At 68.7% G+C, this 15,104-nt stretch carries 15 protein-coding genes; 3 read left to right on the forward strand and 12 right to left on the reverse strand.

Going from position 1 to position 15,104, the window contains the following annotated elements:
• Positions 1-360 precede the first annotated feature (360 nt).
• From AC3X7R_RS02685 to AC3X7R_RS02700, 4 genes are all read right to left on the reverse strand, one after another.
• Entirely contained in the window at positions 361-1,458 is a 1,098-nt protein-coding gene (locus AC3X7R_RS02685; RefSeq protein ID WP_489964010.1) for an EpsG family protein, read from the reverse strand.
• A 2-nt stretch (positions 1,459-1,460) separates the two neighbouring features.
• The gene (locus AC3X7R_RS02690; protein WP_489964011.1) at positions 1,461-2,624 is read right to left on the reverse strand and encodes a glycosyltransferase family 4 protein; all 1,164 of its coding nucleotides are present in this window, start codon (positions 2,622-2,624) and stop codon (positions 1,461-1,463) included.
• The gene (locus tag AC3X7R_RS02695; protein ID WP_489964012.1) at positions 2,612-3,508 is read right to left on the reverse strand and encodes a glycosyltransferase family 2 protein; all 897 of its coding nucleotides are present in this window, start codon (positions 3,506-3,508) and stop codon (positions 2,612-2,614) included. The genes AC3X7R_RS02690 and AC3X7R_RS02695 overlap by 13 nt, the downstream gene beginning before the upstream one ends.
• An 876-nt stretch (positions 3,509-4,384) precedes the next feature.
• Positions 4,385-4,792, reverse strand: a complete 408-nt coding sequence (locus AC3X7R_RS02700; protein WP_489964013.1) for a VanZ family protein — start codon at positions 4,790-4,792, stop codon at positions 4,385-4,387.
• A gap of 92 nt (positions 4,793-4,884) precedes the next feature.
• On the opposite strand from AC3X7R_RS02700, the gene AC3X7R_RS02705 reads away from it, so the two are divergent.
• Both AC3X7R_RS02705 and AC3X7R_RS02710 read left to right on the forward strand, forming a co-directional pair.
• A complete protein-coding gene (locus tag AC3X7R_RS02705; protein WP_489964014.1) occupies positions 4,885-5,445 on the forward strand; it encodes a Dps family protein in 561 nt (186 codons plus the stop codon).
• Between the two features lie 155 nt (positions 5,446-5,600).
• Entirely contained in the window at positions 5,601-6,119 is a 519-nt protein-coding gene (locus AC3X7R_RS02710; protein WP_489964015.1) for a hypothetical protein, read from the forward strand.
• A 3-nt stretch (positions 6,120-6,122) separates the two neighbouring features.
• On the opposite strand, the gene AC3X7R_RS02715 is transcribed toward AC3X7R_RS02710, so the two are convergent.
• From AC3X7R_RS02715 to AC3X7R_RS02735, 5 genes are read right to left on the reverse strand one after another with little or no spacing between them, the layout of a single operon-like run.
• Positions 6,123-6,656 (reverse strand): hypothetical protein, encoded by a 534-nt coding sequence (locus AC3X7R_RS02715; protein ID WP_489964016.1) that lies wholly within the window; start codon positions 6,654-6,656, stop codon positions 6,123-6,125.
• Positions 6,653-8,443 (reverse strand): alpha/beta hydrolase, encoded by a 1,791-nt coding sequence (locus AC3X7R_RS02720; protein WP_489964017.1) that lies wholly within the window; start codon positions 8,441-8,443, stop codon positions 6,653-6,655. Before AC3X7R_RS02720 ends, AC3X7R_RS02715 begins: the two co-directional genes overlap by 4 nt.
• Positions 8,440-8,748, reverse strand: a complete 309-nt coding sequence (locus AC3X7R_RS02725; protein ID WP_489964018.1) for a hypothetical protein — start codon at positions 8,746-8,748, stop codon at positions 8,440-8,442. Before AC3X7R_RS02725 ends, AC3X7R_RS02720 begins: the two co-directional genes overlap by 4 nt.
• Complete coding sequence (locus tag AC3X7R_RS02730; protein ID WP_489964019.1) at positions 8,745-9,326, reverse strand: hypothetical protein; 582 nt, start codon at positions 9,324-9,326, stop codon at positions 8,745-8,747. The genes AC3X7R_RS02725 and AC3X7R_RS02730 overlap by 4 nt, the downstream gene beginning before the upstream one ends.
• 1 nt (position 9,327) lies before the next feature.
• Positions 9,328-10,800, reverse strand: coding sequence for a hypothetical protein (locus AC3X7R_RS02735; RefSeq protein ID WP_489964020.1), 1,473 nt, complete (start codon positions 10,798-10,800; stop codon positions 9,328-9,330).
• A gap of 100 nt (positions 10,801-10,900) precedes the next feature.
• Between AC3X7R_RS02735 and AC3X7R_RS02740 the strand changes: the two genes are divergently transcribed.
• Positions 10,901-12,481 (forward strand): sulfatase family protein, encoded by a 1,581-nt coding sequence (locus AC3X7R_RS02740; RefSeq protein ID WP_489964021.1) that lies wholly within the window; start codon positions 10,901-10,903, stop codon positions 12,479-12,481.
• Between the two features lie 68 nt (positions 12,482-12,549).
• On the opposite strand, the gene AC3X7R_RS02745 is transcribed toward AC3X7R_RS02740, so the two are convergent.
• The 3 genes from AC3X7R_RS02745 to AC3X7R_RS02755 all read right to left on the reverse strand — a co-directional run bounded on the left by AC3X7R_RS02745 (position 12,550) and on the right by AC3X7R_RS02755 (position 14,940).
• A complete protein-coding gene (locus AC3X7R_RS02745; protein ID WP_489964022.1) occupies positions 12,550-13,497 on the reverse strand; it encodes a hypothetical protein in 948 nt (315 codons plus the stop codon).
• Positions 13,498-13,648: 151 nt separating this feature from the next.
• Complete coding sequence (locus AC3X7R_RS02750; protein WP_489964023.1) at positions 13,649-14,536, reverse strand: hypothetical protein; 888 nt, start codon at positions 14,534-14,536, stop codon at positions 13,649-13,651.
• Positions 14,533-14,940: a hypothetical protein gene (locus AC3X7R_RS02755; RefSeq protein WP_489964024.1), complete on the reverse strand. Its 408-nt coding sequence runs from the start codon at positions 14,938-14,940 to the stop codon at positions 14,533-14,535. Before AC3X7R_RS02755 ends, AC3X7R_RS02750 begins: the two co-directional genes overlap by 4 nt.
• Positions 14,941-15,104 lie beyond the last annotated feature (164 nt).

Raw genomic sequence — 15,104 nt, forward strand, 5'->3', positions numbered from 1 at the left:
ACGGGCACGCTCTTGAACTAAGGAGCCCGTAGCGGCGGCACAAAAGGCAAATGCGACGGGAAGGGTCATCCAGCCAAACATGTAGGCCGCCGCGGCGCTAAGCGCGCACAGAGACGCGAGGAGAACCGATACCGTCGTAACAGCTCGAGCGAGAAGCCGATCAGTTGCTCCACGATGCAGAAGCGAGGCCCCTACAGTTTGGCGAACCGCCTGCACCAGAGTTGCGGTCACAACTTGTAGTCCAGCGATCAAACCGAATTCCGCTGGCGATCCGAGGCGAGCAGCGGAAACGGTGACCACGAAGGCCGTAATTGATAGCGCACCTTGGTCAAGAAGCGCTCCGAAAGTCCTTTTCATCGTCTAGTTGCTCGTTGTAAGCGAGGACACATAGGGGAGTAAGTCTCCAAAGCTTGAGGCGTAAGCAACGAAATAGGCCAACATTCCGAGGCCTAGCCCGAATCTCACGACCGGCCTGAGTTGATTCCACTGTGCTGCATAAGCGGGTATTAGAAAGATCGCGAAGTAGAGTTCGAGACGCCCTAGCACCACGCTTTGCGTTCCGAGGAGGATGAACGGCAAACCCAGGATGGCATACGTGGTGTAGCGGGCAGTGCGCGCGTTCAGGTGCTCTCTGCGTAGGACAAGCAGTGACACGAGAAGCAGATGTGCGACCGCAACCAGGTATGTCCCAATTCCAGACCCATCTCCGCCCAAATAATCAGCGTAGCGCGGATTCAAGGCCAACGCGACGTTGAGGACGATACTTGACGAGGCATAAACGGCCGCAAGCACTAGCCCTCCCGCTGCGGCAGCGACCAGAAGCTTTGGTGTGGGCCGCACCGACTTCGCGAGGTAGAGTAGGGCAGCAACAGGGATGGCGCTCGAATGCAGCAATCCAGCTAGGACGCTTAGGGCCAAGAACCACGTTCGCCTGGGCAACAGCGTCACAGCGAGAAGTATGAGGCTCATTGCAGCCCCCTGACGCATGATGTTGAAAGAAGCCAGGTAATGTCCTGCCATGACGTAGGCTGCCAATCCCACGGTCAGAGGCAGAGCCTCGCGTCGCAGCGCAAGAGCAACTGGGACTACCGTGAGGAAAGCCATTACCCACAGGAATGACTGAAATTCAAGACCCGCGCTTTTGCCGAGCAACTGCAGAACGGTGTAGCCGATCTCTTGCGGGGACTCCCGTAGCGTGTATGCCCAGTATTCTGGTTCGGTGCGTCGATACAACGTCGCGTAAAGCGGATAGTCGGTTCCCACCCCGACTCGCGAGCCCAAAAACCCAACCAACAGTAGGACTGGGAGCCAGTCCCAAACGGTGTGAGCGCGACGGTGATGGACCAGAATGTCGCGGCCGCGAAGCGGGCCTGATGTTCTTCCAATGGCGCTAGCGGCGGAATCTGCCACAAGCGCGCCAAGAACAACCATCAACAGGATTGCGAAGTAGACGATCAAGACTAACGCACCAAACGCCTGTTGGCTAATGCTGCGGCGTACACACGTTCTGTTCCCTCAAACATCGCCTCTTTTGTGAAGGTCGCTCGGACGTGTTCTTGCCGCAACTTCCCTTCAGATTCAGCCTGATCAAGGTTCTCAAGATGCTGTGCGATAGAAAGCGCCAAAGCCTGCGGGTCCCCAGGCGACACTAGACGCCCGGCCGTCGGCCCAAACACCTCTGGCAGTCCGCCAGTCCTTGTCGCGATCAGTGGGACACCAACGGCCGTGACTTCGAGAGCAAAGTAGCCGAGTGCCTCGGCAAGGGAAGGCATTACGGCCAGTTTCGCGGATGCTAAGCGGGCGCGAACGTCAACACTGTGGGGCACCAAGGTAACATTCAAGAGGCCCAGTCCCTCTATCAGACCTTTATATCTCTCCACTTCAGCGCGGGTGCCCGGGCCGGCAATTAACACACGGGGGGTATGGCCATCTTCAGCCAGGAGGGTCAGGGCTTCGATTAGGACATCAACACCCTTGAGTTCACGGAGATGTCCCATGAAGGCGACATCGTACTCCTTCGGCGCGAAGGGCAGCGGCACGAAATCGTCTTCGTCAAGGCCATTGTAAATCAGTCGGGCATTATCACCGGGCGGTGCGATTTTGTCCCGGAAGGACTTCTTCTCAAACTCCGCCACAAAGACTAGGCCGTCCGTCCGCCGAAGCAATTGACGCTCCACGAAGAACAGAGGCCTAGCTGAGATGCCGCCGTAGTGCAGTACTCCTCCATGGGGAGAATAGATCGTGGCGCCGATCCGTGCTATCCGACTGTAGAGCCCCCCTTTGGCACCGTGCGCGTGTGTTACGTCCGGCTTCATGGCTTTCAAGGCGCGTCGGACCTGCAGGATCGTGGCGACATCACCGACGCCCGGCTTTCGCCTGATGGGTACGAGGTGAATGCCGAGACGGAACAACTTCGCGTCGAAGTTCCTGGGTGGATGCAGGGCGTCGATCGGGCCACACACCAGCCCCACTTCGTAACCAGCCTCCGTCTGGTGTCGCGCTAGGTCCGTAATATTGCGCATGATCCCCCCGAGGGGCTCCCGCACCACGTGGACTATGCGCGTTCCTTGAGGCAAGACTTCCGCGTTAGCCTCTCTCTCGGACGCCCCTTTCACGAGGGCCATCCTGGGACTCTTCCGCGGAGGGCGACTGTCATGTCCGCGTGGGCTCTGACTCGGCTAGCTTCATCTAAGGCGTCCACCTTTCGACGCAAGATGCGGCCCGCAGCACCAAGCGGCACCGTGGACGAGAAGATAACTTCCTTGGCCATCGATCTGATCAGAAGTTTCCTCTCGCCGCCGATCCCAACCAGCGCACGGGCATGACGGCGGATGACTGCCCTGTCGTGTTGAGCGTCTTGCCGATGTTTCGCAACTCGCGGTTTGGCGACCCGATAGAACAGGGTGTCCTCCGGAGTCTTGAGGAACCGAGAGGTGCCATTCGTGCGCAACCAAAGTTCTTTGTCTTCGCCTCGACGAAGGGACTGGTCGTAAGGATTCTTTCGGAACCATTGCGTCCGCCCCATCACTGTCGGATGAGTCAAGGCGTGGCTTACTAGATAGCCGGCAGGTGATTCGGGCAACGGAGGTTCCCGCAAGCGCCCGAGTATGTGCATGCTCTCGTCAACTGCGATGGCGCGAGAACCCATGACGTCAAGGTCGTCGTCTGAGAAATAGCTGACTTGTATTGCCAGTCGGTCAGGGTGCATAACGTCATCGGCGTCCATGCGTGCGAGAAGCGGAGTCTCGCACATTCTTGCGAGTTGATTTAGCCGCGACGCAAGGCCGAGACGCCGCCGGTCCACTACCAGTTCCACTCGGGGGTCTGTGATCGCTGCCAGGAGTTCAACCGTGTCTTGCCGAGGGTTGTCGCCCACGAGCGTCAGCCGCCATTGGGTGCTCGTCTGTGCAAACACCGAACGGATGGAAGCTTCGATTATTGATGGCGGTTCGTTGGAAAAGGGAATACCAACCGTGACCGTGCCTGGTCCCGCGATACCGTGTGTCACGCACGGATCATCTCATCTTCCTGTAGCTCGCCCTCTACCCGTCCCCGGGGACGGACGCCAACCCGCCAGTTGTCGGTCTGACGGGCGAACTCTGGTTGCGCGTTACGATGTCGGTCAGGGGCCCGAGAGAGGTGGAGTATCACCGACACGACTGGTGCGACCGCAGGCATTTGGGCGCGCTGCTGGGGAACTGATGGGATCTCGGATCCGCCGATTTCTGCACCGTCCGTTCTGGGGTAATCCGGAGTCTTACCGCCTCTCATCACTCGCGTTCTTCGGCCCGGATGCGAGTGTGTCCCCGAACGTAAGTTGCCAGGGGCGGCACGGAGACCTGGACACAAGCCGCAAGGTTGAAAGACACCGCTGCGGTGAAGGGACGCTCGTGACGTTGCGCTAGGCGTCTTCACGAAGGCCGTGAACGGAGCATCAGCAGAGTTGCGGTGGGGGTCACGCCACGGGGCTTTTGCGCGTTGCAAGGCGGGGCATGCAGGAGCACGAGCCGGGCGCTGTCGACGACAGTGCCGGCAGCCAGAAAAGCGAGTGGTCCTCGCCGATGAACGAGAGGCTCGACCCCAACCAGCGCGTCATAGCTGGCCGGTTTGCCTACCACAGCGTCGTCGACAACCGTCGGGAGCACGCCCTTCCAGGCAAACTGCTCGAAGTACCCGGCTCACCGGTCTCACCCAATGAGTCGAAGCGGACCTCCTCCATGCCTGCGACCTTGCTCTCGTGCGGTTCGGCAGCCGCGACGGAACAAGCTCTAGGGCCCCTCATCCGGTGCACTGCGAAACTGGCGCCAAGCCATAGGCTGGTCGGGCGAGACACGCTCAGACTCCTCGGCTCGCAGGGCTCGGAAGAACTCGGCCGCACGACGTGTCAGTGCCCTCGGTGCCGGTTGAGCCACCGCTCGAGCAACACCCCCAGCAACGCCCCCAACGTGTTCGCCACCACGTCCACGTACTGCGCACTCCTGACGGGCAACAGCAGGCCCTGCGTCAGTTCGACCGCGAGCGACCCGACGAACGCATAGACGACCCAGTTCGCCCACGGGTGCTTCGGCACCGCGAGCGAGGCCAGCAGGGTCAGCGGGGCGAACATCAAGGCGTTGAGCCCAAACTGCACCCGACCATACGTGGCGAGCTCCTGCGGGAAGCCGATCCAGAGCAGCACGTCACGGGTCTCTGAGATCACCCGGTCGGCCAGCGAGGCGTCGGGCTGGAAGAGCACACCCGCGAGGAAGACGACGTACCCGGCCAGGAGCAGGAGGAGCGGGCGTCGTGTCACCGCCCCAGTGTGGCGGGTGCGTGGGGCTGCCTGTTCAGCAATCCCCCGACTGGGTACAGGCCGACTCGAACCAACCCACAGGAGGAATACAGATGGCCACCGGTTACCGCGTGCCCGGCATGTCCGCCAAGGACAGCGAGACCGTCGTCAAGGCGCTGCAGGATCGTCTCAACGCCTACAACGACCTTCACCTCACCCTCAAGCACGTGCACTGGAACGTCGTCGGTCCGAACTTCATCTCCGTGCACGAGATGATCGACCCGCAGGTCGAGGCCGTCCGCGGCTTCGCTGACGACACCGCCGAGCGCATCGCGACCATGGGTGGTGTGCCGATCGGCACCCCGGGTCGCCTCGTCGAGGGACGCACCTGGGACGAGTACTCCATCGGCCGCGACACCGCCCAGGCCCACCTCGGCGCCCTCGACCTGGTCTACACCGGGATCATCGAGAGCAACCGCAAGGCGATCGAGGAGGCCGGCGAGCTCGACCCGGTCACCGAGGACCTGCTCATCTCCCAGACCTCCGAGCTCGAGCAGTTCCACTGGTTCGTCCGCGCCCACCTGGAGAACTCCTCCGGCCAGCTGAGCACCGCCGGTGCCACGACGGAGAAGCAGGCGGCCTCCAAGGCCAAGGGCGGCAGCAGGAAGAAGTAGTCTCCGCTCCTCGCTACGACTCCGCAGCTCCGGCCCCGAGAAGGGGTTCGGAGCTGCGGTCGGTTTTTGCCCTTCTCCGGTACGACGCCCGCACCGGGCGGGCCCTTCACCCCACGGTCACCGTCCGTTCACCCGCGCCGGGGACCCTCCTCCCCATGAAGACGACACTCGCCGCCCTCGCCACCCTCCCCCTCCTCGCCGCCGGAGGCGTCCTGGTCGCCGCCCCGGCGTACGCCGACGACGTCAGCTGCCGCGGCACCCTGGGCGCCACCACCCTCGACGACAACCTCGTCGTCCCACGGAACGTCACCTGCCGGCTCAACGGCACGCGGGTCGAGGGCAATATCGAGGTCGAGAGCGGCGGGACGCTGGTCGCCAGCGGCATCCGCGTCGACGGTGACATCCAGGGCGAGAGGTTCAAGCGCGTCGTGGTGAAGCCGCGCAACGGCGACCGCTCCCGCGTCGGGGGCAACATCCAGCTCGAGGACGGCGGCAAGGGCCGGATCGTGCGCTCCGTCGTCGACGGCGACATCCAGCTCGAGGACAACGGGCGCTTCGTGGTGCGCCGCAATGTGGTGGACGGCAACCTGCAGTGCGAGGACAACAGCCCCCGACCGGCCGGCGCCGGCAACCGGGTCGCCGGTGACAAGGAAGGCCAGTGCCGGAGGCTGTGATCCTCAGAGCACGTCGAACGTCTCGCCCAGCCGCTCGCCCGTGTCGTCGTGGGAGGCCTCCAGACAGGCACCCGTGACCCCGAGGGTCAGGACGCCCGGCTCGAACTTCGCCTCCACGACGCTCAGCCGGGCCCGCTCGTCTCCCTCGCCGCTGACCAGGTTGGCGTAGGGGCGGGGGGTCTCCGCCGCGCTCTCGACCTCCCACCCCTCGCCTTCCAGGAGCCCGGAGGCCGCTGCCACCCGGGCGGCGGCGTCGCCGTCCCCCCCGGTCAGCGTGCCGCCGGCCGAGTACTCCATCGCCTGCCGCGGGTCCATGCCGCACATCCGCCACTCGCCGGTCGCCTCGGTGACCTCGAAGCCGGCCCCGGCGAGCACGTCGGCGGCCTCCCGGAGCTGGCTCTCGACCTGTTCCTGCGAGGCCGTCAGCGACGCGCGCGACTCCTCGGGCTCCGGCTCTGACCCGCATCCACCCAGCACGAGCGCCAGCATGGCACCCAGGGCCGCCGTCTGCACGACCACACCACGTCGCGCCGTCATCGACGGTCGCTCGTCTCCGAGCGGCCGGGCACCCGCTCCGTGGGGTCGCGGGTCCACTCCGGGTCCTCCGCCTCGGAGTACCACGGGTCATAGCTGTGCTCGGCCTCGTTGACCTGGTCGCCATGACCGTCCACGATCAGGCCGATGTTGTAGAGCGACTCGGAGTCGACCCGCAGATAGCTGGAGTGCGCCTCGCCCGCGCTCGGGATCGACCCGCGATCGACCCGCTCCGCCTCGAACCGGGTCGCGCCGAAGTCCTCCGACGAAGGATCGGTGCCGAGACCGACCGGGCCCTTGCCCACCCAGCCCTCGTCGCCCAGGAAGGCCACCATGTCGCGGCTGTCGCGGCCCACGTAGACGTGGTCCTTGCCGACGTTGAAGTCGCTCGCCTGGTCGGCCGGCCCGGCGCCCGGGCTGCCGACCAGCACCACGTCGTCGGCGTCGACGTCGAACTTGCCCGTCGCGTAGGAGGTGGCGGTCGAGCCGTAGCTGTGCCCGATGGCGGTCAGGTGGGCACGGTCGTCGGGGTCGTCGCCGCGACTCGCTCGCAGCCCGTCGATGGCGTCGGCCAGCCGGCGCCCGCCGTCCTCGGCGCGACCCTCGGTGACGGTGGCGGGGTCCACGACGCTGTCGGGTGCGTCGTACCCCAGCCAGAACATGGCCGCCACGCTCGAGCCGTCGCCGTTGTAGCGGGTCGCCTCGTAGAGGTTGTACATCTGGCCGGTGTACTCGTCGACCTTGCCCATGTCGGTGGTGATGCCGGGGGTGAAGACCGCGACGTCCTCCGCGGTGTCCAGGTCACCCACCGCGACGGCCACCCGGCCGTCCCCGTCGAAGGCGGTCGGGTCGTAGAGCCACAGCTGCGCGCCCGGCCGCTGGCCGGTGCCGGGCAGCGGGTCCTCATAGCCCTCCGCGTTGCGCAGCGCCTTCTCCGTCGCCCGGGCGTTCTCCAGCGCCTTGCGCTCCAGCGGCGTCAGCGTGCCGTCGTCCTCCTTGGCGGTCAGCCGGGCCAGGTCGCCGTCGAGCAGCACCCGGTTGGCGTCGTCGCGGGCACCGGCGGGCAGCCCGTCGGCGGCGCCGATCACCTCCGGGTACGCCGACGTGACGGCCTCCCGCTCCGCGTCGGTGAGGCCGGACCACCAGTCGTGCACCTGCTCGGGGCTCGCGTTGGGCCCGGGCGCACCGGGCTTGTTCATCGCGTCGCGGGCGGTGTCGCTGACCCCGCCCAGGTCGGAGAGGGCGTCGCCCAGGTCGGTGGCGGCCTCGAACGAGCGGCGCAGCAGGTCTTCGGCAGCCTGCACCTGCGCCAGCAGCACGTCGCGGTCGGTCACCAGGTCGTCGACCGTCTTGACCAGGTCGCGCGCCCGGCTCTTGAGCTCGGCGATCTGCTCCGGGGTCGCCTCGGTGGCGGCCTTGATGTCGGCCAGCAGCACGTCGCGCCGCGTGTTGGCCGCCGTACGCCGGTCCTGCAGCTGTTCGTGGGTGCGCAGCAGGTCGCGCAGCGTGTCGGCGTACGCCGTGACCGCGTGGCCGATCCGCTTGACCGTCGCCGCCATCGAGGAGTGCTCCCCCGACGCCTTGGTGGCCGCCTCCCGGTAGGCGACGTAGGCCTCGCCCCACCAGCTGTCCTCCATGCTCTGCAACGAGGCGGCGGCGTCGCCGAACTCCTCGTAGCGCCCCGCCGCGGCATAGAGCGCCTCGGCCAGGGAGTCGGCGCTGCCCGGGTTGCCGCCGGGCCGCCGGATCGGCGGCACCTCCGCCGGGACCTCGATCGACACCGTGCTCATCGCTGCGGCCCCAGACGCCCGTCGAGCTGGCCGTAGTCGGCCGCCTGCCCCGAGTCGGTGCCGACCACGTCGGCGACCGAGGCACGCAGCGCCCCGGTGAAGCCCTCCGCGATCGCCTTGCTCTCCTTGGCGTAACCCGTCCACGCCGTCAGGAAGGCCGACGCCGCGCCCTTGACGCTCGGCGCCACCCCGCCCGTGGGCGCCGAGCCCAGCTCGTCGGCGGCCTCCGACATCAGGGTCTCCAGCTCCTCCCACCGGCCGATGCCGCGCTGGATGGCCGCCATCTCCCACTCCATGTGCGTCACGACGCCACCGCCAGCTCGTGCGCCGTGGCCTCGCCGACCGCGTGGTCGACGCTGCGCACCCGCAGCACCAGCCGCCCGGCCTCGGGGACCAGCACCAGCTGGAGCTCGGCGCGGCCCAGCGCACCGTCGCGCCCCGCCATCACCCGGGGGAAGCCGGTCGGCGGCACCAGCACCTGCCAGCCGTCGTCGCGCAGGGACTGCGCGGCGCTCTCCAGCCGGCTCACCACCGTCACCGCGTCGACCCCGTCGGCGGTCAGCGTCGCCTCCCGCCGCACCCGGTCGGGAGCCCCGCCCGGCACCCAGCGCGCGGACCAGCCCGCCTCCACCGGGCCGAGGTCGCCGACCAGCCGCACCCAGGCGCGGCGCACGTCACCGTCCTCGCGAGCCGCCGCGGTCGCCGGCTCCTCCACCGCCGCACCCGGCGGCGTGGGGACCTCGGGCTCGTCGGGGAGCACCACGATGTCGACCTCGGGATGGCGCCGGCGGACCACCGACCAGAACGGGTCCTGGGTCACCACCCGGGCCGCCACCGGCCCGTGACGCCCGCGCGGCGCCTGCTGCTCGTCGTTCTCGGTCATGTCACTCCTCCTCGTCGAGGCCGGCGAGCTGCCGGATGCGCTCGGCGACCAGCTCGACCGCCGTCTGGTACTGCTCCGGGGTGTGCGGCTTGTAGTCGAGCAGGCCCTTCTTCCCCTGGGGCCCGAGCCCGGTGAGCGACACCTCGTAGGGCCCGACGGTGAAGTAGGCCTTCCGGGTGTCGCCCTGGAGCCTGCTGTCGTCGAAGAGGTAGGCCACGTCGGCGGCCGTCCCCTCGAGCTGATCCACCAGGCCGATCACCCTGGCCCCGTCGATCGTCACCTCGTCCCACAGATGCTGCGGGTACGTCGTCCGCACATAGTGGACCGCGAGCACCTCCATGGCCTCCACGTCGTCCTGGGCGAAGCGGATCTCCATGGTCAGGTCTGCGGTGTAGCCGATGTCCCCTCGGGGGTTCCTCTCGCTGACCTGGCGGGTGCACGAGCTGGACGACACCTGGGTGAACGGCTCCGACCCGATCGCCCGGCGCTCCTCGGGGGAGCGCGGCAGCGACATCACCTCGGGCTGGTCGGTCTCGGCCTTGCCGAAGACCTCCTCGAAGATCTCGGGCGTGAGCACCTCGCACGGCTCCAGCCAGGCGATCCCCTCGGGCGACTCCGTCGAGCCGTCGAGGCTGGTGGGCAGCGGCTGCCCGGCGATCGCCGGGTCGGCGATGCGCTCCGCGATCGTGGCGAAGAGCTGCTTCATCACCGGCACCTGCTGGCGGTACTCCTTCGGCGTCAGCGGCGGGGGCGTGAAGGTGCTGATGTCGGAGGTCCCCAGGGAGACCGAGACCATGGCGTGGCCGTGCCCGACCACGAACTTGCGGCCGCCCTTCACGTGGAGCACCCCGTCGAGGCCCTTGACCGGTACGCCGCCGGACCGCTTGGCGCTGTCGATCTCGAGGTCGATGATCCACTGCTCGGCGTTGGTGCGCCGCAGGTAGGCCAGCTCCTTGCCGGTCCCCGACCGCTCGGTGCGCCGCATCTTCTTCGCCACGGTCTCGGCGTCGGCGAAGTTGCGCACGTCCACCTGGAGCAGCGTGGAGTTCTTGCGCTTCGGGTCGAGGTCGTGGTCGTTGTAGAGGTAGCGGCAGCTGGTGTCGACGCTCTCACCGACCGTCCGGGAGATCCGCTTCACCTCCTGGTTCGACACCGGGACCGACTGGAGCCGCTGGGTGACGTAGCCGCGGGGCGACATCGGCTTGGTCACCGCCTCCACCACCTCCACCGGCAGCAGCGCGCACGCCTGGACGGCCGGGTTGTCGCCGATCATCACCGGCTCGGGGGCCGCGGTCTCCTCGACCGGCTGCGTCGTCGTCGCGCCGTCGTCGCCCCCACCGCCGGCGGCCTCGTCGTCGGACCCGCTCCCCCGGCTGGTGATCGAGACGGTCAGCGCCGCCACGATCACGGCGACCACCACGAAGAGGACGGCTCCGAGCGCCACCTTGCTCCCCGTCGTACGCCCTTGCTCCATGACTCCCCGATTCGCCCGCGCCGCATCGCCCTCCCGTCGTTCCTGCCCCGTTGTGCACCTCGGGAAACCCCTTGACCATCTCGATGGCAGGATCGCCCTCATGCATCATCTGGCTCGGGGACTGCGGCAGGCACTGACGATCTCGCTCGGCGCGACGCTGCTCCTCCAGGGACTCACCGGCTGCGCCGACGCCACCGAGCCCAGCGGGGCGGCGGCGTCGGGGGCCGCGGCGTCCTCGACGGCCTGGGAGGGCGCCGGCAGCGACCGCCGCCCCTACGCGACCATCGACTCCTCCCGGCTCGAGGCCGGCGACGGGAGCGACGACCGGCCCAACATCGTCATGGTGCTCACCGACGACATGCGCGCCGACGAGCTCGACCAGATGCCCAAGACCCAGGCGCTGATGCGCGAGCGAGGCCTCGACCTCACCGACGCCGTCTCCCCGCACCCGCTCTGCTGCCCCGCCCGCGCCATGCTGCTCACCGGGCAGTACGCGCAGAACAACGGCGTGCGGCACAACGAGTCCAAGTACGGCGGCTACGACCGGATCAAGACCGACAACACCCTCGGCACCTGGTTCGCCGGCCAGGGCTACAACACCGCCTTCGTCGGCAAGCACGCCAACGGCTACGAGCACGACAGCCCGCGCGACCCCGGCTGGCACGTGTGGGAGCCGATCACCGGCAACCCCACCGACTACTACCGCTTCCACTTCTTCGGCCGCGAGCAGTGGCGCGACGACTACGTCACCACCCGCATCGAGGAGAAGACCAACGACGCGGTGCGCAAGATGGCCGCCGCCGACAAGCCGTTCCTGCTGCTCTCCAACCACATCGCCCCCCACGAGCGCCAGCAGTACGGCCCCGGCGGCCTGGTCTCCGCACCGCCCGCCCAGAAGCACGCCGACATGGAGATCAACGAGGTCGCCCCCTCGATCAAGGCCAAGTCGTTCAACAAGAAGGTGCGCGGCGGGCTGCCGAAGAAGATGCGCGGCAAGAAGATGCCGGCCCGGCAGGTGCAGAAGAAGTGGGAGGCGCGGATCCGCTCGCTGCAGTCGGTCGACGACGCCGTGGCCAGCCTCTTCGCCGAGCTCGACGCCGCCGGCGAGGCCGACAACACCTACGTCGTCTTCACCTCCGACAACGGGTTCAGCATGGGCGAGCGGCGGCTCCACAAGAAGAACAACCTGGTCGAGGAGGCGCTGAAGGTGCCGATGGTCGTCACCGGCCCCGGAGTGCCCAGCGGCGCCCGCTCCGACCTGCCCGTCACCCTCGTCGACCTGGTCGCCACCATGGCCGACCTCGGCTCGGTGAAGCCGCGGCTCAAGGTCGACGGCGTCTCCTTCCGCCGTACCCTGCTCGGCGGCAGGCAGCCGTGGCGCGACACCACGCTCATCCAGACCGGCGAGAAGTACCACCCGCGCAAGCACCGCAACCTGCGCTGGAAGGGCTGGGGGCTCCGGGGCGTCCGCACCGACCGCTACACCTACGCCCGCGACGTCAACACCGGCGAGCGGATGCTCTTCGACCACGCCCGCGACCCGTGGGAGCTGCGCAACGTCGCCCGGGCGCCGCGCTACCGGCGTACGGCGGCCGAGCTCGACAAGCGGACCACCCGGCTGATGCGGTGTGCCGGCGCGAGCTGCAACCGGACCTTCGGGAAGCTGCCCGGCCCGCGCTGACCCTCTCCCGGCCGTGGCGGGAAGCGTAAGCACCTCTTCGCCCGCCGATCTGGTGCTCTGGTTTCCCCTCACCTGCCCACCACCCGCCAGCGCCGAGGCCCGGACGACGCCCTGGCCCGCTCCATGGCAGCCTTCATCCGCCGGACCTGGACCTGTCGGCTGTCCCCGGCCACCACGGTGAAGGTCTCCAGCCCGACGGCGCGGAACCGCTCCGCCCGGTCGACGTCTGCCCGGTGACGGGAGCGGGAGCGGTGCAGGGCGCCGTCGTACTCCCCCGCGACGCCGAGCTCCTCGTCCAGGAGGTCGGCGACGCCCACCAACCGCCCGGCCAGGTCGACCACCCGGGCGTTGACCAGCGGCTCGTCGAACCCGGCGTCCAGCTGCCAGACCAGGCGCATCAGGGTCTCGCGCGGGGAGGCGCTCCCTTCGGCGCTCAGCCCCAGGGCCCACCTCATCCGGCGGGTCCCGCGTCTGCGCACGTCGAGGTCGAGACGTCGGCGCACCTGGGCGACGGTCGTCAGTCCTGCCGCCATGGCCATCTCCATCACCACCACGGCCGCCCGGTCGTGGGAGGCGAGCATCATCTCGTCGAGCACCGCCGTCTCGACGTCGCTGCACGGGATCGACTGCCGCATCAGCCCGCGAGTGGGGGTGGTCGTGCGGAGCGTCCTGGCCCCGGCGACCGCCCGGCGGTACTCGTGCGGGATGCGGATCGGCACCGGCAGCAGCGACGCGCCGTCCGGGGAGAGCCCGTCGAAGAATCCCCCGCCCGCCAGCCTCAGGCTCGCCCAGCCGGTGACCTGTCCGCCGGGCGGCAGCGCCACCGCCACCTCCGCGGCTCGTTGCTCAGGCGTCCGGGCCACATCGGAGGGCACGTGGAAGCCGCCACCCACGGGCCGCCACCTCCTCCCCCGGGCCTGCCCGCGGGTCGGTCCCAGGAGCCCGGAGGGGTCCAGTCGTGCCGGGGGCACGACCGTGGCCGGCGGGCAGACTGGGCGCCACTCGTCTCGTTCCATGGCAGGAGCGTGAGGGAGACCAGTGGTCCGGCGCGGCCAGCCGGCGGCAGCCTGTGCACAGCCCGCCTGGCGGGAAGCCGGAGCACCGGCTGGGGAGAGCACGTGGTGCGTCAGCGTCCCGCCGCGGCCCACCGGGCCGTGGCGGGGAAGCTCACGAGCGCTGTCGCGCCGCGTCCTCCCGCTCGAGGCGGGCCAGCCACTGCGCCTCGACGGCGGTGATGGTGCCGTCGGCCGTCTTGGCGCGCAGCCGGGTCGCCACCTCCTCGTCCCGGATCCGGTCGGCCCGCTCCCGCACCTCCGGCGGGATCCCCTCGGAGTCCGCGAGCCGGTGTGAGTACGACGCCGTCACGGCGCGCCGCTCCTCCGGGGAGAGCTTCCGCCACCACTCCTTGACCTCGGCCGGGCTGCTCTCGCCGCCCAGCGGGGAGCCCTTCTGCTCCATCGCCCGCTGGGCGATCTCGGGGCGGCCGCCGTCGACCGCGGTCACGTCGTCGCGGTCGGTGGCCGACTCCAGGGTCTGGGCCAGCAGCTCCTCGTTGCTGCGGACCAGCTCGCGCAGCGCCCGGTCGTCCTCGACCAGGCCCTGGTAGCGCCGGGCGAGCTCGTCGGCGCGGTCCTGCAGCTGCTGGACCTGCTCCGGCGTCACCTCGGTCGTGGCCTCCATCTCCGCGGTGAGCCGCGCCAGCCTCTCGTCGAGGCGCCGCTTCCGCTCCACCAGCTCGTCGTAGGTGCGACGGTGGTTGCGAAGCCGGTCGGCGCAGGCGAGCATCGCCCGGCCGGTCCGCTTGAGGGTGTTGCGCATCCGGCCGGCCCGGACCGTGACCCGCTTGGCCTTGGCGACGTACGTGTCGTTGCTCTCCCCGGTCCACCCGCGCATCCGGTGGAACTGCCGCGACTCGTCGGAGTACTCGTCGTAGCGACCCGCGGCCTCCAGCACGACGGCGGCCATCGCGTCGATGCCCGCGGGGTCGCCCTCGGGCTTGAAGAGGACAGCCGGCTCCGAGGCGGGGAGCCTGATCTCGACGCTGACCGTGCTCATGGCAGCTGGCCGAGACGTGAGCTGAGGCTGGGCATGGCGGGGGGCGGCGACGGCTCCTCCGGCGCGGCCGGACACCCCACGGTGACGCCGGGGATCGGCTCGTCCGGGGGACAGCCGACGGCGAGCTGGGTGAAGCGCTCGGCGAGCCCGCCGTCGGTGACGTCGAAGTCGCGCAGCGTCTCCTCCAGCGAGGTGACGATGTGGCCGGCGTCGTCCGCGGACTCCCTGGCATAGAGCGCCCAGGCCTCCACGAACGCCGTGCCGGCCGGCTGCACGGCCGGTGGCAGCACCGCCGTGCTCGCACGGTCGAAGTCACGTGCTGTGTCCGTCATCAGGTTGACCACGTGCCGCCAGTCCAGCGCGTCCTGCACGACGTCGTCCCGGCTGACCAAGATCTCCCGCATGCTTCCCCCCGTCTTCACCCCAGTGGCCCAGGGCCCCCGCAGCCACCATGACCCCACCGCGCCCGCTCCACACGTGGACCACGGCAGATTCGCGGGCCGTGGACCGCCGCTCGGCGATCACTCCCAGAGATGTCTAACGGGTCTCCGCCGCCCCCGCCGGACTT

Source organism: Nocardioides sp. Z22_16 (assembly GCF_058134365.1).